Origin of the sequence: Saccharibacter sp. 17.LH.SD (assembly GCF_009834805.1) — a bacterium.
Taxonomy (GTDB): domain Bacteria; phylum Pseudomonadota; class Alphaproteobacteria; order Acetobacterales; family Acetobacteraceae; genus Saccharibacter.
Genome location: NZ_WVHO01000009.1, coordinates 211696 through 230264 on the forward strand (window position 1 = coordinate 211696; position 18569 = coordinate 230264).

General features: G+C 50.1%; 22 protein-coding genes. 5 read left to right on the plus strand and 17 right to left on the minus strand.

Going from position 1 to position 18569, the window contains the following annotated elements; genetic code table 11:
* Positions 1-23 precede the first annotated feature (23 nt).
* Positions 24-1241, plus strand: coding sequence for a 5-aminolevulinate synthase (gene hemA / locus GS501_RS02295; RefSeq protein ID WP_160830244.1), 1218 nt, complete (start codon positions 24-26; stop codon positions 1239-1241).
* A 65-nt stretch (positions 1242-1306) separates the two neighbouring features.
* Here hemA and GS501_RS02300 read toward each other — a convergent pair whose 3' ends face one another.
* Entirely contained in the window at positions 1307-3022 is a 1716-nt protein-coding gene (locus GS501_RS02300) for a ShlB/FhaC/HecB family hemolysin secretion/activation protein (RefSeq protein ID WP_160830245.1), read from the minus strand.
* On the minus strand, positions 3019-3720 hold the full coding sequence (locus GS501_RS02305; RefSeq protein ID WP_160830246.1) for a hypothetical protein: 702 nt from the start codon (positions 3718-3720) through the stop codon (positions 3019-3021). The genes GS501_RS02300 and GS501_RS02305 overlap by 4 nt, the downstream gene beginning before the upstream one ends.
* Before the next feature lie 236 nt (positions 3721-3956).
* Between GS501_RS02305 and GS501_RS02310 the strand changes: the two genes are divergently transcribed.
* The 4 genes from GS501_RS02310 (at position 3957) to GS501_RS02325 (ending at position 7225) form a co-directional block, all read left to right on the plus strand.
* A complete protein-coding gene (locus GS501_RS02310; protein WP_160830247.1) occupies positions 3957-4301 on the plus strand; it encodes a hypothetical protein in 345 nt (114 codons plus the stop codon).
* 59 nt (positions 4302-4360) lie between these two features.
* Complete coding sequence (locus GS501_RS02315) at positions 4361-4936, plus strand: CvpA family protein (protein WP_160830248.1); 576 nt, start codon at positions 4361-4363, stop codon at positions 4934-4936.
* Between the two features lie 89 nt (positions 4937-5025).
* The gene (gene purF / locus GS501_RS02320; RefSeq protein WP_370517909.1) at positions 5026-6468 is read left to right on the plus strand and encodes an amidophosphoribosyltransferase; all 1443 of its coding nucleotides are present in this window, start codon (positions 5026-5028) and stop codon (positions 6466-6468) included.
* A gap of 184 nt (positions 6469-6652) precedes the next feature.
* Positions 6653-7225 (plus strand): invasion associated locus B family protein, encoded by a 573-nt coding sequence (locus GS501_RS02325; RefSeq protein WP_160830249.1) that lies wholly within the window; start codon positions 6653-6655, stop codon positions 7223-7225.
* 55 nt (positions 7226-7280) lie between these two features.
* Here GS501_RS02325 and GS501_RS02330 read toward each other — a convergent pair whose 3' ends face one another.
* From GS501_RS02330 to GS501_RS02400, 15 genes are all read right to left on the minus strand, one after another.
* On the minus strand, positions 7281-7736 hold the full coding sequence (locus tag GS501_RS02330) for a hypothetical protein (RefSeq protein WP_160830250.1): 456 nt from the start codon (positions 7734-7736) through the stop codon (positions 7281-7283).
* Between the two features lie 243 nt (positions 7737-7979).
* On the minus strand, positions 7980-8777 hold the full coding sequence (locus tag GS501_RS02335; protein ID WP_237442371.1) for a DNA adenine methylase: 798 nt from the start codon (positions 8775-8777) through the stop codon (positions 7980-7982).
* A complete protein-coding gene (locus tag GS501_RS02340) occupies positions 8671-9201 on the minus strand; it encodes a hypothetical protein (RefSeq protein ID WP_160830251.1) in 531 nt (176 codons plus the stop codon). Before GS501_RS02340 ends, GS501_RS02335 begins: the two co-directional genes overlap by 107 nt.
* 2 nt (positions 9202-9203) lie before the next feature.
* On the minus strand, positions 9204-9470 hold the full coding sequence (locus tag GS501_RS02345; protein WP_160830252.1) for a hypothetical protein: 267 nt from the start codon (positions 9468-9470) through the stop codon (positions 9204-9206).
* Positions 9458-10105, minus strand: a complete 648-nt coding sequence (locus GS501_RS02350; RefSeq protein WP_160830253.1) for a hypothetical protein — start codon at positions 10103-10105, stop codon at positions 9458-9460. The genes GS501_RS02345 and GS501_RS02350 overlap by 13 nt, the downstream gene beginning before the upstream one ends.
* A complete protein-coding gene (locus GS501_RS02355; protein WP_160830254.1) occupies positions 10102-10533 on the minus strand; it encodes a hypothetical protein in 432 nt (143 codons plus the stop codon). Before GS501_RS02355 ends, GS501_RS02350 begins: the two co-directional genes overlap by 4 nt.
* Complete coding sequence (locus GS501_RS02360) at positions 10530-10781, minus strand: hypothetical protein (protein WP_160830255.1); 252 nt, start codon at positions 10779-10781, stop codon at positions 10530-10532. The genes GS501_RS02355 and GS501_RS02360 overlap by 4 nt, the downstream gene beginning before the upstream one ends.
* An 11-nt stretch (positions 10782-10792) precedes the next feature.
* Positions 10793-11341: a DUF4376 domain-containing protein gene (locus tag GS501_RS02365; protein WP_160830256.1), complete on the minus strand. Its 549-nt coding sequence runs from the start codon at positions 11339-11341 to the stop codon at positions 10793-10795.
* A 3-nt stretch (positions 11342-11344) separates the two neighbouring features.
* Positions 11345-13075 carry a hypothetical protein gene (locus GS501_RS02370; protein ID WP_160830257.1) on the minus strand — a complete coding sequence of 577 codons (1731 nt, stop codon included), beginning with the start codon at positions 13073-13075 and terminating at the stop codon, positions 11345-11347.
* Positions 13068-13700 (minus strand): putative phage tail protein, encoded by a 633-nt coding sequence (locus tag GS501_RS02375; protein WP_160830258.1) that lies wholly within the window; start codon positions 13698-13700, stop codon positions 13068-13070. Before GS501_RS02375 ends, GS501_RS02370 begins: the two co-directional genes overlap by 8 nt.
* A complete protein-coding gene (locus tag GS501_RS02380) occupies positions 13697-14779 on the minus strand; it encodes a baseplate J/gp47 family protein (RefSeq protein WP_160830259.1) in 1083 nt (360 codons plus the stop codon). The genes GS501_RS02375 and GS501_RS02380 overlap by 4 nt, the downstream gene beginning before the upstream one ends.
* Entirely contained in the window at positions 14776-15258 is a 483-nt protein-coding gene (locus GS501_RS02385; protein WP_160830260.1) for a phage GP46 family protein, read from the minus strand. The genes GS501_RS02380 and GS501_RS02385 overlap by 4 nt, the downstream gene beginning before the upstream one ends.
* A 77-nt stretch (positions 15259-15335) precedes the next feature.
* On the minus strand, positions 15336-15869 hold the full coding sequence (locus GS501_RS02390; RefSeq protein ID WP_160830261.1) for a phage baseplate assembly protein: 534 nt from the start codon (positions 15867-15869) through the stop codon (positions 15336-15338).
* Positions 15866-17179 carry a phage baseplate assembly protein gene (locus tag GS501_RS02395; RefSeq protein ID WP_160830262.1) on the minus strand — a complete coding sequence of 438 codons (1314 nt, stop codon included), beginning with the start codon at positions 17177-17179 and terminating at the stop codon, positions 15866-15868. Before GS501_RS02395 ends, GS501_RS02390 begins: the two co-directional genes overlap by 4 nt.
* Positions 17163-18569: a DNA circularization N-terminal domain-containing protein gene (locus GS501_RS02400; RefSeq protein ID WP_160830263.1), complete on the minus strand. Its 1407-nt coding sequence runs from the start codon at positions 18567-18569 to the stop codon at positions 17163-17165. The genes GS501_RS02395 and GS501_RS02400 overlap by 17 nt, the downstream gene beginning before the upstream one ends.

The following is an 18569-nucleotide window of genomic DNA, read 5'->3' on the forward strand; positions in this document are numbered from 1 at the left end:
CGAGGCGGTATGGAGGCGAGTTGATGAACTACGATGCGATGTTCCAGGTAGCTCTTGATGGTTTACATGCAGACGGAAGTTATCGTTATTTTGCGGAGCTTGAGCGTCGTTCAGGGCGTTTTCCTAAAGCGTTTCATCATGGTGTTGGTCGAGAGATAACCATCTGGTGTTCCAATGATTATCTTGGGATGGGACAGCATCCTGACGTGTTAGCTGCGATGCATAAGGCACTTGATGAGAGTGGTGCAGGAGCAGGGGGCACCCGCAATATTTCGGGGACGAACCATTATCATGTGGCGTTAGAGAAAGAGTTAGCGTCTTTACATGGAAAAGAAAGCGCTCTGCTCTTTAATTCTGGATATTTGTCCAATTGGGTAACATTGGGGACGATTGCGGCGCGTCTTAAGGATTGTGTCGTTCTATCTGATGCGCTCAACCATGCTTCTATGATTGAGGGTGTGCGTCACTCTCGAGCCGAAAAACGAATTTTTCGGCATAATGATCTGGAAGATTTAGAGCGTCATCTTAAAGATTTGCCTGCCGATTGCCCCAAAATCATCGCGTTTGAATCCGTCTATTCTATGGATGGGGATATTGCGCCGATTGAGGCTATCTGTGATTTGGCCGATCGTTATGGCGCGATGACCTATTTGGATGAAGTGCATGCGGTAGGCATGTATGGTGCTCAAGGTGGGGGAATTGCCCAACAATTGGGTGTTGAACATCGCCTAACCGTGATTGAGGGGACCTTAGGGAAAGGTTTTGGGGTTGTTGGCGGCTATATTGCGGCTTCTGCACCATTATGTGATTTTGTTCGCTCCTTTGGGTCGGGCTTTATCTTCTCAACGGCGTTGCCTCCTATGATTGCTGCGGGTGTGCTTGCAAGTGTTCGGCATTTACGCCAGAGCAACAGCGAGCGTGAAGGCCAGAAAAGAGCTGTTGCTTATTTGCGTAAAAAGTTGGGCGAAGCGCGTATTCCTTACATGAAAACACCAACACACATTGTCCCTGTTATGGTGAAGGATGCTGTGTTGTGTCGTGAATTGTCTGATGAATTATTAAAGCGTTTTGGGCACTATCTGCAGCCGATTAATTATCCAACTGTCCCGCGTGGAACAGAGCGTCTGCGTCTTACACCGGGCCCGATGCACACAGAAGAGGATATTGATTCTCTCGTCGAGGCGTTGAGCATGCTGTGGCAAGAGCGCCAATTAGAGCGTCGTTACGAGGAAGCGGCTTAAGGTTATACTGACGAGGGGGCTTTTTTAGGCATAGCTGATGAAAAGTGCCCTCGATTAAAGGTGTCTTAAAAACCTGCGATGACCTGGAAATCACAGAATATCCCGCGTCTGTTCGCTAAGTCATTGGTATGGTTACGCCGCATGCGCCAGCCCGTATCAAAGATTAGGTTTAAATGACGGTTGAAGGTACTGTTGAGATCTAATCCGATGCTGGACAAAGTTGCGGTCCGTGCGCCGCTGGCGGCTCTGTGAACTTGCCTATTGTCAGCCCAGTCCCAGAAAAATCCGATTTTGTTGGTGTCTTCGAGTTCTGGGATATGGAGAGCTCTAATAAGAGAAAAGCTCGGAGCATAGATCTCCTGGCTAAAGGCATTGCCGTCACTTCCGAAGGAGGTATTGGCAAAGTAACCTCGGACTGTTCCTATCCCCCCAATCATAAATTGCTCGCTATAAAGAAGGTTAGAGGATGCGCGTTGGAAAATGACCTTTGTGGTGGAAGACAAACCATAAGGGAGAGATTGGTTACGTAATAGGATAAGCCGATCATATACGTAATCAGGTTTTGCGTAGGGGAAGATGCTATTGTAATCTCGATGATTATTGTAGTGAGTGAATCCTCCGGGACTGTAAGAAAATTGGTTATTGATTTGGGTTTGCCCCCAGGGGTCTTGCAGCGATCCGCTATAGCCGATGACAAATTGATCTGTATCGGCATTTTTAGTGATTGGTGTGAGTTTAGGAGAAAATTGATCGGAATTTGTTGTTTTCCAATCAAATCCAATTAGCGTTGTACCATCAATTCCAAAATTTTCTCCGATGGCCCAATGTTGAAACATATGGAGCCAGCGGATGGAGGCTTGGCCGCTTCGTCCACGGTTAATGAGGTCAGGGATATTCGATTTTGGATAGGCGTTAGAGTAATTCCCAAAAATTTGAAGGGCATTGCGTGAAAGAAAAGGGATTGTCCAGCTAGCGGTGTGGTTGTTCATCCGGCCAAACATAGTACGATTGAATTGGTATGTGACAATATGTCCAAGCCCAAAGGCATTACCCCATGAGGCACCAACATACCAATTTAAGCGTCCTAATGTACGGTCTGCTTGGTTATTAACGGCCGCGTAAGCGTAGACGGGAAAGCGATCAGAAACATGCAAGTCTACGTCTGTCACGCCAGGTTCTTTCCCAGGGCGATAGACCATATCAACTGTGCGAAATGGGTTGAGATTTAACCAATCTAATTCTGTTTGAAGCGATGTAAGGGCCATTGTTTGGCCAGACGTTAGGCCGCTATCCCGTTTAATTTGCCAAGCAGGCGTCCAGAGATTCCCGTGGACGGAAATATTGCCTAGGCGATATTCGAGGACGTCAACATGTAGGACGCCGGCATGGACGCGTTGTGGAGGCACGTTGACACGAATGAAAGCGCGGTCATGTTCTCTGAAAAAAACAGCAATGGCACCTTCCAGTTCATGCATTTTTTGGAATGTGAGGGGATGATCGATAAAAGGTTGGATAATTTTATAAAGGGCAGGAGCATGTGTCAGGTTGAGGCCTTCGGCTGACAGAGCTTGCTGGCCTGTTTGTTGCCCTGTTTTTCCGGTTGGTTGTAGAACGACCGCATGAAGGATTGGTAACGCGATGGCCTCATTTTTATCCTCTGCTCGTGCAGCAGAGAGCGGGGTAGCCGCCATTAATGCTGCATAGCTACCCAGTGCCAGGCAGACGTGGCGTGCTCTGTTAGGCGTTGATGATCGTACAGAAAGACGCAGTCGTTCTTTCACGGTGTGGTTTTCTCATCAGTGGATGAACTGGTGAGTTGGATATCTCCATTTGGGAGTGGGTGGGCCGTGTCCACATTGTTTATTACGGCACGGTTTCCAGCCAAAGAGAAGATATTACCATCAGCTGCGGCTAAGGCAGAGGCGGCGCTCATTGTAAGAGCATGATCGCTTGTTCCAGCATGCGCGCATGGAAGTGGAAGAACATAGAGACCCGTTGGAGCAAAAGAGGCGCTCAGCGTAGCACGGCGGATTGTAGGATGATTTTTGTCTTCTGGGAGAAAAGCTTCACGTGGTTGATCGCTGACACCAATGGTAACGGTTTCAAAATCCTTTCCACGGCGTTTGAGACCAATGCGATATTTAGAATGAATGGTTGGTCCTGAATGGGGGCCATTCTTGGAGCATCCTGGGTTCACAATAAGTCCATTAGGCGCTGTAATCGTTCCATCGGAGGCGACGATGTATAATTCTCCCGTAGCGGATGTTTGGTTTTTAATAGGAGAATGACTATTGCCGACGACACTATCAATCATGGTGTTGGCAGAGGTCGTGCTTCGAGCCCCTGGTGAATATCCAGCTACGGGTGCTGCATCTTGCGCGTAAGCGAAATGGAAAAAAGGCATGACCAATGCAGAAGATAAGAAGATAATACGAGCCGTATGCGGACTTTTCGATAAAAAAGAGCGAAGGGCATACATAAAGAGGATCTCGCAAATACAGTAAAACACGAATAGAAATTCCTAGAGGAGACTAAGCTGTTTGTTTTATTGATAGGTGATAGGGGAAGGGAAGGTCTATTCTATCAATTTATGCAGCGAAGGTCTCTCATCTGAGAGTGGTCGGCGTGTGTCGTGTCTTTCCTATTGAGAGGAAATGGCTAGTTTGTGGTAAAATAAAAAATATAGTGGATAGATTTTGAATTATATTCTGAGTTGTGTCTCATTGCCTTGCACAAGACGGCAAAGCGCATCATCATATTGGCATGACGCGATTATCAGAAGAACATTGTAACGAGGAGCGCGCTGAGCGAGGCTCAGACGTCTTAGCTGAACAAGCTATGGATTGTATTCTCGCTTTGTTGCGTCGTGATCGCGTGGCTTTGACACGTGAAAGTGCATCTTTCCTCCATTTCATTGAGGAGTTATGGCAGCGCCATGACATTGCTCCGCATGAGGTTTGGCAGGAGCTAGAAGCACGGATTGATCTTTCTGAAGAATTGTTGCGACAGGGAATACGAGCACGGAAAGGCGGTCGATACCGTTCTACAAAATTGCCTTAGTTAAAATAAGGGGATTTTTTGGTGTGTGATGCATTAATGGGACTTATGGTTGTGACAGTATGGATGGCGTAACGGCGCCTGCCTCTGGCGGGGGAGTGGGGAGTTTTTGGGAGCATCTGGGGGCAGCGGATACCTTTCTCTTGGTTGTTCTTGGGCTTTCGATGCTTGGGGGATTGATTAGAGGCTTTTCGCGCGAGGCAGGAAGCCTCTTCCTGTGGGGAATCTCTGCATGGATTGTTGTGTGGCTTAGCCCTTCTTTGATGAGTTACATAGGTAATACGGTATCTCCAACATTGCGTGACTCTCCTGTTGTTTTATGGGGCGGCCGGGGGCTCATTTTTATCGTGGCCCTGGCGATTTTGAGGATTGCCGGAAGTCAGATTACCATGGCGAGAGCGGTTTTGCCTGGGGGGATAGATAGTTTACTGGGCGGTGGCTACGGGCTTGCCCGTGGTTATATTCTCCTGATGATCGTCTTTATAGGCTTGGGATGGGCGATGCCGGACTGGGTGGATTCGATAAAACAGAAGAGTGTCGTAGCGCCGTATATCTTCGATGGTATTGCAGCCATACAGGGATATCTTCCTGCCTCTTTGACGGAACATCTTGTGTTTCCTGCATCGAATACCCATTGAAGGGGAGTAATTTTCGGTGTGGCGTGCTATAGCGCGGGCCATATTGATGTTCTCACTAGAAACGGGTGTTTCCCGCGGATGTGTCTTTGATGATGTCTTTGCCTGAATCCTCCAGTCGTCCTTACGAGGAGTGTGGTGTCTTTGGTGTGTGGGGGGTGCCCGATGCATCGGCTCTCACGGCCCTCGGTTTGCATGCGTTACAGCATCGTGGACAGGAAGCTGCCGGGATTGTCAGTTTCGATGGTCATGCCTTTCATCAGCACAAAGGGTTAGGTCTGGTTGGTGATGTGTTTGCTGATGGTCATGTGATGGCGGGCTTGCCTGGCCAGACGGCTATTGGTCACAATCGATATGCGACAACGGGGGGGACGCATGTGCGTAATGTGCAGCCTCTCTATGCTGATTATGCATTTGGCGGGTTAGCTGTGGCGCATAACGGTAATTTGACAAATGCAGCGACATTGCGCCGTGCTTTGGTGCGAAGAGGATGTATCTTCCATTCTGCGATGGATACTGAGGTCTTTGTTCATCTGATCGCGATTTCTCTTTATAACACGGTGACTGATCGCCTTATTGATGCGGCTAAGCAGGTGAAGGGCGCTTATTCCCTCGTTGCGTTAACGCCGGATGACGGTTTGATTGGGATGCGTGATCCATTAGGGGTAAGACCGCTCGTATTGGGCCGGATGCCAGGTTACGAAGAGGGGAATGGTGGCTGGGTGCTCGCGAGTGAGACCTGTGCGCTTGATATTATTGATGCGGATTATGTGCGCGATGTAGAGCCAGGCGAAATTGTTATCATCAATGCAGATGGCGTGAAGTCCATTCGTCCGTTTGGCGATATGGGGCGGCGGTTCTGCGTTTTTGAGTATATTTACTTTGCACGTCCTGATTCAGTTTTGGAAGGTAAACCCGTTTACGGGGTACGTACCCAGATAGGGCGGGAATTAGCACGTGAAAGCGGTGTTGAAGCCGATGTTATCGTGCCAGTTCCAGATTCGGGGGTACCGTCAGCAATTGGTTATGCGGCCGAGAGTGGGATTCCTTTTGAATTAGGGATTGTACGTAACCACTATGTTGGGCGGACCTTCATTGAGCCAACGGATCAAATCCGTAATTTAGGCGTTAGAATGAAGCATTCAGCAAATCGTCCGGTGCTCGAAGGGAAACGGGTTGTTCTCGTCGATGATTCCATTGTGCGGGGCACGACCTCTCGTAAAATTGTCGATATGGTTCGGAGTGCTGGAGCAAAAGAGGTACATATGCGTATTACCTCTCCACCAACGAAGCATTCATGCTTTTACGGGATCGACACGCCTGATGAGAGTCAACTCCTTGCAGCGCGCTATAGTTTAGAGGAAATGCGTGAGGCAATTGGGGTGGATACGTTAGCGTTTATTAGCTTTGATGGTCTGTACAGAAGCCTTGGTTTCCAAGAGCGTCAGAAGTCATGTCAGCGTTATTGTGATGCCTGTTTCTCAGGTGAGTACCCGATCTCGCTTGTCGATCAAGAAGGCAAGCTTGTTCAGTAAATAGAACTTCGCTTTTCCCAGTAACGTGCAACGAAAAATGTGTGTTACTGGGAGGAGTGGATATGTCGTTTATCTTATAATATAATAATCGTTTATTGCATGTTGTGAGAAGATGTTTAGCTTCTTCCCGTATGATTAATTAATGTCTTTAACGTATAAAATAGTTCAGGGTAAGGAGGGGCGTATGAAGCGGTTGAAGAAGGCTATGGGATATATCGGCCTTGTTTGTGCTGTAGGATGTGCAGGGCAAGGGAGTTCTTTCGCACCTTCAGCGTTTGCTGCGCATAGAAACGCACAGCATCATCCTCAAAAAAATGCTTCTTCCTTGAATGAAACGTATCAAGATTGGCGTGTTGTATGCCAAACATCGTCGCCTTCTGCCGGAAGGCGGTGTGAGATTGTACAACAAATTCTCAGTAACCAGACACATCAGCGTGTTTTGAGTGTTGAGCTTATGTCAGTAAATGGACAACTCTCAGGTGTTGTGATGGCGCCACTAGGCGTTGCCTTAACAAAAGGGATTGCCCTTCAGGCAGATAACACCGTGGTGTCGGGGCCATTAGCTTTTACGGCGTGTACGTCCGGTGGGTGCATGGCGTCACTTGGTTTTACACAACCGCAAATGACCTCGCTACAGAGCGCACACGCTGTATCATTTTTGATGGGTACAGTGGGAGGACAGCAGCTTGTTGTGCCGATTTCCAATAAAGGGCTACGGGACGCTGTAAATCGTTTGAATGCTCTTGTGCATTCATGATGATTTTTCTCCATGCGAAAAATGCTTCCCCCTAATATATTAGGGGGAAAGCTTGTTAAAACTCTCCTGCAACAGCTTGGATTTTTATATCCCCAGAGAAATATTTGTTCACTGGGAGTGTTGCCTGACCGGAACCATTATGCAGTGTTACATTTCCACGAACATGCGGTGTTATAGCGGCACTATGTGTCGCCGTATTATGTCCTACATCTGCTGTTATAAAATAACGTAATGTTCCGTTGTCAGAACCGCCGCCTGGTCCAGCTTTGATTTTTACGCGCATGCTATACGCGTTAAGGGTATATCCATTCGCTCCTTGCTGAACCTTTATTGTGGCTTTCCCGTTACGATTATTGGGACTCACATTAACGGTTAATTGAGTTGGTGTTGTTGGTTGATTGCCATTCACGAACGGGGTGGGCGTGAGGTCTGCTTGTACGCGGTAAACTCTATCGAGTGACTCTGCGTGGGCAGAGTTGCCTAATGTCGTTAACGCAGCGCAAGAAAACACGATTGCCCGAAAATTTTTTCTAAAAAAAGTGAAGGAATCTATGATGCCGCTCATACGTAGGATCCTTAAACCTAGAGAGGATGGTTAACCATTTCTTTTTAACAACAAAACTAAAATAAGTAGAGTGTAGCCGGACAAAATTTTTAACACTTTTAGACAAAAAAGATGACACTAAAAAAGAGGTGTGAGCGGCACGTTTCACACCTCTTTCAAACCCCATTTAAACGGCGTTTATCATTCTACTTAATTGGAGATGATAAGCTCTCCTCGTTTCCCACGAGCATTCCCGTTCTTTGCCAGTGAGTAATTCACACTGACCGCTTCCAGGTTAAAGTCATCGAATATTTCCCTAACCTCTGGACAGTCATTCAAAGACAGAATGAATTTCCCTTTCAGTCCCCGTAGTGTCCGGCCCATTTCAACGAATTCATCTCGCTTGAATGACGCTTTGTAATAATCTTCCGTCCCATAATAAGGAGGATCAAGATAAAACAACGTTCCTGCTGTATCATAGCGTTCCATAGCAGCCTGCCATGGTAAGCATTCTATGATGACACGGTTCAAGCGCTCGTAAATATCCTCTAACACTGGGACTAACTTGGTTAAATCAAACCGTGCAGCACTGGTTCGGCTAACCCCAAAGTTGCCAGACGCCTTACCACCAAAAACCGTCCTCTGAAGATATAGAAACCGAGCCGCTCTCTCCAAATCAGTCTGTGTCGTTGGATCAACCCGCATTAGTCGTTCGAATTCACTCCTGCTTGTTAATTGCCAACGCAGCATATCCAAAAACGGCACATAATGACGTTGCAGTACGCGGAAGAAATTAGCTATCTCACGATCATAATCATTAATGACCTCACATGTCGGAGAGAAATCCCGCCGTAAGAACACACCACCCATGCCGACAAACGGTTCAACATAGCATTGGTGCTCAATTGTTCGTTGGCGTTCTATGATTGTCTTTGCCAATAGGCGCTTCCCCCCGACCCATGGGGCTGCTGGATAGGCTGGGGTGACGGTCTTCATGCTCATTGTCATAAGGTTCTCCTCGTTCTTCTTTAGCGGCTTGACGGACCGCTTTTTCTGTATTGGGGGGAAATTCGGGAAGATCAGGAAATAGCGTCACAGGACGCCCAACCTTGATCTCCAATTCATTCAGCAACCGTTGAGCTCCTAGGGCTGCTGAATGATATTCTTTAATGACGCTTTCACGGTCATAAAGTCGCCGCCAAAGCGCCTCTGTTTCGGAAACAAGATCGTTGAGGCGATCTGTCAAAAAACGCTCTCTATTAAGGGCTAGAGCCAGCTGCTCATTCTCTAACTGCTCGGCATCAATCGCGTTTCTTTGACTCTGTAAACGGTTCTTCGCGACATTGCTAAACCATCCTGCAACCCCGCTAATTCCAACAAAAAAAGCCTCTCGATTTTGTTGGAACCATTGAAGAATGGCGAGCCACTGCATGATTAATCCTCGACCCGTGCTGGAACTTTAGGCCAATGTCCATAGATTATGCGGCTGTTAGCGAGTGTCTCGATGCGATCTAAATAGGCTTGTGTTTGCGGGCCGCCTCGGTTGCGAAAATCCTGTAATCCAAGACGCCCAAAACTCGCCATTTCAGCCTGAGCATCCGAGAAAAGCTGCCGTTCACCACTGAGATAAATCGGGTCAGAGTCCGACGGGTCACCAATGTTCACTGAAACCCCATTCATCTCGACAATCACACTGGCCATGAGCCACCTCCTTTTGAATCAGCTACGACGCCTTTAACCCAAAATGTAATGGTTTCTCTGGAATATCCGGGCCAGCCGCCGGGATGGAAAAATTCAAACCCCGTCAGGCTCGTTCCTGCAATGTTAATAGAAGAGCCTGAACCCATTACCCCGGCTTTCCAGTCTTCTTCTGTGATCGTCGTTGATGTGCCCACGATGACAGGTGGAATGGCGAATTTTGGCCAACTATTAGGAAACGTTATTGAATCCCGGTTTCCTGCGCCGCCTTCATAGCGCCGGAAAATCATCGCTTCGAATGTCCCAGATAAGTTCATACCGGGAATATCAAAATACACGGTCTGGGAAGAAGCTGCTCCAGAAGGAAGTGCTTCTACTTTCTTCTCAAGCCCATCTACACGCCCGTTAATAGCTTGATCACCCTGTTCACGCGCCTGCGCTTCATCCTCAAGAGCTTGTTGTGTGGCGACGTGTCCAACAGGTGCAGCGGCTTTGGTTGGGAGATCGCCCAAGCGATATAAGCCTACAGAGCCTTCCTGTATGCCTAACACCTTGTCATCTGCCTTTGGCGCGTTCAAGACAGGCAGATCAGTAACTTTTACACGGCTGGCTGGCGTGGTGATGTTGAATGTTTTCATAACGTCAAAACCCTCCCATCCGGCATGTCTAATTCCTTAGGCTGAACCTCTGCCCCAGCAGGTGGTGGGAACGCGGTTTCTACATTGTCGAGTGACCCTGCATCCTCACGGATGACCAGATCTACCTCGCGCACAACACGACGGCCGGTAGATGCCACGAGTGTTATGGTCACTGTCCAACGTCCCGGCACACCACGCCCCAACGCCATGACGACGTAGGGCTCAAAAATCCCCGACCAGAGCACCCACAAACCGGAATTGTTAGGAACATCCACTACGCATTCGATAACGCGCTCCCACTTGAAAAGCCGTGAATAATCAAATGCATAATCAAGCACATCACCCACGGCTTTATCTGACCACCGCAAATGTCCCACCGTCGCCAATGGTGTGACAGTCCGGTTTATATCAGGAGCATAGGCGCTCATTTAGTCCCGTCCTGTGGCGCACTTTCTGAAGGGAGTGGATAAACATCTTGGGGTTGATAGTGAGATGAATTATCCTCAACCCACACAGTGTCAGGCCATATACGGCCGTCTTTTGCTGCTGGCAGGTAATCAACCATCAAAACAAAGCCTCGATCCTGCCAGCCGTCAGCCTTTGTCCGGCAAAGGATATAGCGTTGTGTTGCGATGGGAGTTTGTTCAGCCTGATCTTGAGTTTGAGTCGTGTCCATGGGGTTTCTCCTTATTTATTATCCGGCCAGCCGGCTGTTAGATCGGTCTTGAGGTTAGATTTAAGGGCTTCTCCTAAAGAGGCTGCCTGGTTTTGACAGGCCGCTCGATAGGCAGAGACTTTCTTGAAAAGTGCCACAACATCCGCGCCCGATAAGGGCACGGTGCTACCATCAGGGAGCGACCAATGTGTGCCGTCGCTCCAGCCTCCTAGAGAGACCACTTGCGCTTCACGAACATAATTCGAGTAATTTGCATCGTCGGATGGGAACAGCAGAGAAGCGGACACTTCATGAGGCTGAAAATAAACTCCGGCTGCTTTCTTCTGGGATAAGATCAAAGCCAGTTCAGCCTTCTGACCCTCTAATGTCTTTAGCGGCACGTATCGCTGCACCGTGCCATCCTTGGCAATCTGGGCCCCAGGCCAACTCTGGATCGTTCGGTAATCACTCTCAGAGATTTCGACGAACTGCCCACCACTCGTTGGAAATGGCGTATCACTGGCATAGAGGAGAGAAACAATCCGTGTCTCTGGATCAATTTGAGCAAAAAAGAGACTCATGATTTAAGTTCCTTGTCCCACAGCGATAACTTCCATGGACCATGGGCGTGTCGTATCAGCGGTGATGGAGGTCGTCGTGGCTACCTGTGCCCAAAAACCTGTTGTCGTTATTTGTGGATTGGTGCCGTCATTATTGTTAATATTCAAACAGACATAACGGCTATTATTGTATCCGCTTGCATTATCTTCACGCGAGACCATAGCAACGACACGAGGGCGGCTCGCGAATGGCGCAGGAAACGTCACAAAAGGATTAGCGTTATTGCCGCTTCCCGTGACCGTGAAGGCTTGAATTTGTGTGTTATTCTCGCTGATGGTCGTTGTTAAAAATCTCACACGGCCATTTTGGTCACGCGTACAAACAGTGCCACCCGAACCAACCCATAAGCGGTTAATATTTAAGTTATCACCTCCAAAACCTTGTCCTAAAACAAGGGAGGCTTCAGCAGACTGCGCCCGAGTGATTTCATTCTGCAAGGCTGTTTGTGACGCTACGTCTCCAGCTGGCTGAAGGAAATGAACCGTCCCAGCTTGATCTCGAATGCAGATCGTGCCACCTGCACCAATCCACAAACGAATAATATTCAAGTCACCAGATAAATATCCTTTCCCCGATACAAGAGAAGCCTCGGCTGACTGCGCCCGAGTGATTTCATTCTGCAAGGCTGTTTGTGACGCTACGTCTCCGGCTTGCTGAAGGAAATGAACCGTCCCAGCTTGATCTCGAATGCAGATCGTTCCACCTGAACCAATCCACAAACGGACCACATTTAAGTTATCACCGCCATAACCTTGACCCAAAACAAGAGAGGCTTCAGCGGACTGCGCCCGAGTGATTTCATTCTGCAAGGCTGTTTGTGACGCTACGTCCCCGGCCGGCTGAAGGAAATGAGCCGTTCCATTTTGATCTCGAATGCAGATCGTGCCACCTGCACCAATCCACAAACGAATAATATTCAAGTCACCGGATAAATATCCTTTCCCCGATACAAGAGAAGCCTCGGCTGACTGTGCCCGATGAATTTCGTTTTGGAGGTCGCTCATCCATGGAATAACGTTATCAGGGCCTGCCTTATGATGGTGTATCCATAAATGGCCGTCCTCTGTGGCTAATCCCTCCAGAATAAAACCACCCGTTGGGGTATAAATGCGGTCGTCTGCTCCGAATTTCCATAAATGATAGATGCCGTTTTGATCGAAGAAAGAGTTACCTGCATAAGCGTAATTCTTATCATCGAGGCCGACATTCCAGATGCCCGCAATGTTGCCATCTTGAAAGCGTGAAACAAAACCTCCCGCACTGGTTCCATCGGTCATAGACCCAGAGGCGACAACAATTTGATTACTGGCCCACTTGGAGCCATCAAGCGGTAGAAATGTCGCTTCGGCATTTTGCGCCCGTATCACTTCATCTTGTAAGGCTGCCTGTGAAGCCAGAAAGGTGACATTATTATTCTGATCGCGCACACAGACATTACCGCCAGCTCCAATCCACAAACGGAGAATATTCAGGTCACCAGACAAATAGCCTTTCCCTGAAACAGCCGAACTTACCATGCTGTCGCTTGCATCTCGTAGATCACAGAGAGCTCGGATGATCGGGTTAAATAACAAGCTGTTAAGCGGTGTGCCGCGTTGCCGTCCTGGGATTAAATCAACGGTTTTTGGTCGCCCATCACCATCACTGGCCATATTAACCAGGCCCGGAAAGTTTACCCAATTAGGATTAGCCATTTATCCACTCTCCATCGTGTTCAAAATAAACCTCCGTGTCTGCTGGTTTGAGTTTCCAAAACACCGACTGAAGGGCCTGGAATTGGTTTCTATCGTCTTCTGCTGCTTCGAGAGTGCCCGACATCGGCACTCCACAAATGGCCTGCAACACGCCGGTGGGAAGCTGGACAATCCACACGAACCGCACCCAGTCATGCGCGCATTCACCAAGACCGCAGATTGCCGGCCCACAGATGGGAGGCTCTGGCTCTTCAATGGTGATGTCGATACCCCATGATTTGGCCAGCTCTCTGTAAAAAGCAGGGCGCTGATCCCCACGGGCAGTCCAGCGCTGCTGGAGCACATAACGCCATTCAGCATCCGTTAATGCGCCCTGATCACGTCCAATCGGGTCTGGCCCTAAGAGCCGCCGATATCCGTCTAAAAGAGACTGCGCCTGGGCAGGGCAAATCTCACTGCACACGGCGGCGATATCACCCTCTAGCTGTGCGCGAGGCCCTGCCAATCCCGTCATAAAAGCCCGCACATTCGGACCTCGTAGTGCAGAACCCGGCGGAAGCAGTTCGTCCGACCACTCACGGCCGATCTCTTCAGCTGATCTTGGCGCTGTTTGGAAAACCATCATGCGCCGTTATCCTGCCAGTTAATTCCTGTCAGAACGGGCATTTCCATAGGCTGGAACACCATATCAGCAGCGGGAGAAATCACACTGGATCGCGCTCCTACCGTGTCATAGAGAGCAGCCTGTAACGCTTCCACGTAAAGCGTGCCACCAATATCAATCCCATTGAAAACAGCAGAAAATGCGGCTTGAACGGCCTGTCTATTGGGCTGATTGTCCAGTCCTAGTCGCACAACAGGAACTTGCGCCACAAGTTCGACAGGATAGACGGTTGCGTTCCCACGCACGGGGCGGCGCTCATCAATATAGGCTTGCACCCGTGATACTTCGTCAGAAGTCGGCACGCGCGGGCCTGTCATGGCAATGACAATGCCTACTGTGCCTACTCCCGTGTAAGAGGGGATCACATTGACCGAGCTTGCCCCAGCCGCCAGCGCCCAGCTCTGATAATCCTGAACACTCCCGCCATTATAAGGATCGCGGATTTTATCAATGATCCGACTGCGCCAGGATTCGACGGGCTCAATATCTGAGCCACCCGCGAAACCCTCTTGGTCGCTCACAACAGCACTCACGCCTGCCACAGGCTGAACGAGGGTGAGTGCCGCGTTCCCTGAAAGATTGCCGTTCGTTCCCGTTGTGGTGCAGGTTATTGGAACAGAAGCAGAAGCCCCAGCAGGAACCGTTACAGCCTGATTGAGAGACCATTGGACGGACCCATCAACTGTGAGTAAAGCCCCTTGAACAATCGTCACTGTTTGAGCGGCGCTAATCACCACATGGCCAATGGCTGCTTGTGGTCCAATGCGGGGGACGCCCCAAATATCCGCATGTTGAGGTAGAAGACCGCCTGGGCCTGTTGTGGCTGTCGATGGTAAGAACTCTAAAGCGCGACCTTGCAGAAACAGATAAGTTTCATAATCGGCTAGCCCTAAGGCCACACAAAGCAATTGCTCAAATGTGCCTGGAGCCGTTGGGTCCAGTTTCACAGGCTGTCCATTCACGTCCGTAAATGTCTGCTGCCCCATTGCCGTGGCTAAGCGCCGTGCCAAAACATCAGGGGTCGGAATCGTAATGCTCATAAGACGACCTGCTGTGTCACGCTGGTGCCAGCGGCTTTCACGTTAATGCGTAAAACGCCCTGAAGCCCCGGTGATGGGTTGTGTTGCCACGCCGCTGAAACAGCCATCTCAACGTTATGATAGGTCGCAATCGCCGCGACCGCTTCGTTGGTGTAATCCTCAGCGGCAAGCCGTGTCGCCTCAGTCCGTTTGGCACGTTCTAAGAGCCAAAGACGTGACCCATGGCGTTGACCCACGGAAAGCAATACATCGCCAACCCATCCCCGGCGAGCTGCCCCAAATAAGGGCGTCATCTGGGGCGGCACAGTGTCATCCGGTGCCGCCCTCCGGTCCGATCCAATCGCCAACATCAGCGGAGAGGCCAGACTCTGGTCAAAAGACACGCGCCCCCGGCCACTTCCGGTGGAAGTGATGACCAAATCTGTCTGCCCATTTATGGGGGAGAACTGTATGGTTGCTATGGTAGGTCGCTGTGTCATAGAGCCACTTTAGACCCTGGCACTCTATCGGGTTCAGGGTTGACACCTTTACCCCGGGAAAGGGTTTTAACCGTATTTTATTGAGGTTTCCCGGTGTTTGACGGCCCATTTTTAACGCCGCCATGTGTATGATTTTTGAGGCTAATCCCGTCACCCACGACATCCTGTGTGGCGGTTATTGACCCATTTACCTGAATGCCCGTTTGAGACACTATGAGGATCGGTACACCACCAATTTTCACAATAACGGTCTCCGTGCCATCAATCTCTATGAAACTTCCTGCACGCAAATGCACGCGTTGCCCCACCTCATCATAGAGGACCGTTTCACCTTCCTTGAGCCCACCCATTCGGGCAGCGCCTGGATTGGCAGGTGGCAACGCAAACAAGTCGGCCGGATCACTCCCATTCTGGAAAACATGCGTAACGGCACCGTCAAGTGGAACGTGAGAACTAAAGCCAAAGGGATAATGGACAGGCACATTCGTGCGGTCCTCACCGGCGTGCGTCACTACGGCAATATGTTGTTCTGGCTTTGTGTCGTCTAAAAGCTTCACGACCGCGCGTAGGATTTGCCCGCGGATTGTGTGGTAAATATCAAAGAAATTCACCGTCCATGTCTCCCGGCTAAACCATGCCGTCTTACTGAACGGCCATGACGCGGCGTTTGGTCGGCTTGTCCTGCAAGATCGTAAGCATCCGGCGGCACAACAGAGAGACGCGTGCTTACCTCTCGGCTGGAGATAACCCACGTCACACCGCCAATGAGCATGTCGCCATTCACGCCATTGATCGCATCTTTCACATGAACAATCTGATTAGGCCGCCACAATGCACCGCTCTGTGTGACCAAACGCGGCACGGTATAAATGTAAGCCGTTGCCTGGGCACGCGTGGTTCTCATGCGCCAGGCTGCCTGATCATCGAGCGAGTAAGGCGCACCTTTTTGTCGGGAGGGTGTGTCGGGTTGTGTCGCGGCTGTCGCTTTATGATATCCTGGCCTCTGTATCCTTCGCGACTGTTGCAACAACGACCCTAATGAGGTTCCTGAGCGTGACTGTTGCGGTTGTTGTTCACTGCTAGTGCGGGCTAAATAAACCTGTGGCCGATAGCGCCCCACGCCGCTGTCATGGCAATACCCAAATTGACAGGTGGCTCGCTCTTCATGCTGGCCCATTCCCATCACGCGTGTCGATAATCCTGCGGCCATATCGGGAGACAAAGGGGCTTTTTCCCCTCGATGGCGGCTCGTGCCTTGTGCTTTAACGATGTGGTCGCTGAAGCGTTGTGTCATTCTGGCTTCCATTTTTTGCACATTGCCGCCCGGATAGATCAAATCCTCATCCGCTCGTGTTCGGCCCGGTTTGGTCAGGAGGATTTTCCCTAATCCATCGGAGGTCACCAACACCCCACGCTGGCGGCTCTGTTGCTCGATCACGTCGATGGCACGGCTTGATGTATCAAACGCCACCACTTCAAAAGGTGCGCCTGTATCAACCACACGATCTACCGAGAGACCAAAGGGCTGGGCTAAATGTCCCACCACAGCTTCCAGCCGCACCTTATCCATTCGTCCAGGGCCTTCAGCCTGAGCGGCACAATCCACCAGGTCTCCAGCAAGGTCACGCCCTGAGATCGTTATGTTGAGGCTTTTCTCATCCCCCTGCGCGTTAATCGCTTCCAGCCAACCTTTTAAAACGGGCTTATTCATGATCTCTATGGTGACGCTCTGCCCAATCTTTGGCATTGTTCCTTCGAGACGAGGAACGGGCAAGCGTAACGTTGCACGCCAAATTCCGGCCAAATTAGCGAGATCAAGTCCAACTTCTAAGGATTCCCAATAAAGGCACGCACGGCCATCTAAATAGAGACCTGCCATCCGTCTCCGGTGCGCCCGAATATGGTCACTGCCCGTCATCATTCGGCTCCAATACAGTAATAATGCCTGGTCCGGTTAGAGCGGGGTGAAGGAGATTGTTTCGTTGCGCGGCATCGTCCAATAACGGCTGAACATTCGCCACGTTGTCGCCCTCTAAAGCATAGCAAATGGACCATAGTGACTGAGGCTGAACGACAGGCACTTCAACAACCGCAGGCAATGAGCCAATCCGTGCCGTAACATCCGCCATTAAAGCAGCTCTTACCGCCTGAAGCCGTCCAAAAATAGGCTGCAACGACACACTGGCGCGGGCAGAGCTTGCGGCCACAATATCATTTGTGAGGGCATCCATTGCGCCTGTCATCTGCGTGGCCAAAGCTTGTGCTTCATCGTTGCTTACGAATGAACATTCTGACCATGCGCTGGCTAGTTGGCTTACAATAACGGACCGCGCCGCCACACCCAATGTGAGCACTGAAGCCGGATCAGGGTTACTCAAAGAGAGCTGGTCGGCGATCTGCCCAAATCTTTCTGATCCAGAGAGCAACACCCCAGCGATTTGCTGCCCTGTAATCGTCTTATTATCTTGAAACTGTGCATTCCCGGCGGGAGCCACCACAGAGTTATCCTCTGCACTGATAGACCCAACGAGAGCCGCCGGTGTGACAATCAGAGCATGCCAGACGGCCGTGCTATAGCTCTCATCCAAATTTCGCCGTGGTGCCACCACACCCGCTGCCATAACCGCTTGAGGTTCCACAATGGCCGCCTTAACCTGCTCAGGAAATCGCACTGTAAGGCTATCCCAAACACCCTTTCCCTGAGAGATGAGGGAAGAAATGGAATTAACCAACGTCAATGGGAGCGAAGCTGCTGAAAGCACTTCTGCGAGGGCTGTTTGCGCCTCGTCAAGAAGTGCGTCTGCCTCGGTCAATAAGTTATTGATGCTGTCGAATAAGGAACCGAAAAACCCTTTTGGTGCTGGCGGATCAGGATCGCGCACCAGCTGCGCTTGGAAATGCGCGAGCCTGATTTTCCCTTCGTCAAAAGAGATCTGTGCGGGCTTGATTAGCCGCACTTTTAAGCGTCCCCACCAAGGATGCAGTAAGGTAAGCTTCCCCGGTGTGGCTAACACCTTCCGCATCCGCTCCGCACGGATTACGTAATCATCCCCCACAATCAGCCCTGTGATGGTGATGGGGGTATCAATCGCCCCGAAATCTTGAAAAATCTGTTTGCTCGGAGGCAAATCAGGAAACAACACCCGCGTGATGCGCCGGCCGATTTCTTCGTGACTATTCACAATGGCGAAGGACACGCCACCCAGGGAGGCCAATGTAGCGAACCGACTGAACAAGCCTCCCGCTAAGCCGCTGCCCCATTGTGAGAGAAGAGAACCGCCTAAACCTTCCAAACCAAACGCAGTATCCAT

Bases quoted from the DNA above. Each gene is read 5' to 3' on its own strand.
- hemA (WP_160830244.1), top strand. From the start codon at position 24: ATGAACTACGATGCGATGTTCCAGGTAGCTCTTGATGGTTTACATGCA.
- GS501_RS02305 (WP_160830246.1), bottom strand. From the start codon at position 3,720: ATGTATGCCCTTCGCTCTTTTTTATCGAAAAGTCCGCATACGGCTCGT.
- GS501_RS02315 (WP_160830248.1), top strand. From the start codon at position 4,361: ATGGATGGCGTAACGGCGCCTGCCTCTGGCGGGGGAGTGGGGAGTTTT.
- purF (WP_370517909.1), top strand. From the start codon at position 5,026: ATGATGTCTTTGCCTGAATCCTCCAGTCGTCCTTACGAGGAGTGTGGT.
- GS501_RS02325 (WP_160830249.1), top strand. From the start codon at position 6,653: ATGAAGCGGTTGAAGAAGGCTATGGGATATATCGGCCTTGTTTGTGCT.
- GS501_RS02335 (WP_237442371.1), bottom strand. From the start codon at position 8,777: ATGACAATGAGCATGAAGACCGTCACCCCAGCCTATCCAGCAGCCCCA.
- GS501_RS02340 (WP_160830251.1), bottom strand. From the start codon at position 9,201: ATGCAGTGGCTCGCCATTCTTCAATGGTTCCAACAAAATCGAGAGGCT.
- GS501_RS02345 (WP_160830252.1), bottom strand. From the start codon at position 9,470: ATGGCCAGTGTGATTGTCGAGATGAATGGGGTTTCAGTGAACATTGGT.
- GS501_RS02350 (WP_160830253.1), bottom strand. From the start codon at position 10,105: ATGAAAACATTCAACATCACCACGCCAGCCAGCCGTGTAAAAGTTACT.
- GS501_RS02355 (WP_160830254.1), bottom strand. From the start codon at position 10,533: ATGAGCGCCTATGCTCCTGATATAAACCGGACTGTCACACCATTGGCG.
- GS501_RS02360 (WP_160830255.1), bottom strand. From the start codon at position 10,781: ATGGACACGACTCAAACTCAAGATCAGGCTGAACAAACTCCCATCGCA.
- GS501_RS02365 (WP_160830256.1), bottom strand. From the start codon at position 11,341: ATGAGTCTCTTTTTTGCTCAAATTGATCCAGAGACACGGATTGTTTCT.
- GS501_RS02370 (WP_160830257.1), bottom strand. From the start codon at position 13,075: ATGGCTAATCCTAATTGGGTAAACTTTCCGGGCCTGGTTAATATGGCC.
- GS501_RS02375 (WP_160830258.1), bottom strand. From the start codon at position 13,700: ATGATGGTTTTCCAAACAGCGCCAAGATCAGCTGAAGAGATCGGCCGT.
- GS501_RS02380 (WP_160830259.1), bottom strand. From the start codon at position 14,779: ATGAGCATTACGATTCCGACCCCTGATGTTTTGGCACGGCGCTTAGCC.
- GS501_RS02385 (WP_160830260.1), bottom strand. From the start codon at position 15,258: ATGACACAGCGACCTACCATAGCAACCATACAGTTCTCCCCCATAAAT.
- GS501_RS02395 (WP_160830262.1), bottom strand. From the start codon at position 17,179: ATGATGACGGGCAGTGACCATATTCGGGCGCACCGGAGACGGATGGCA.
- GS501_RS02400 (WP_160830263.1), bottom strand. From the start codon at position 18,569: ATGGATACTGCGTTTGGTTTGGAAGGTTTAGGCGGTTCTCTTCTCTCA.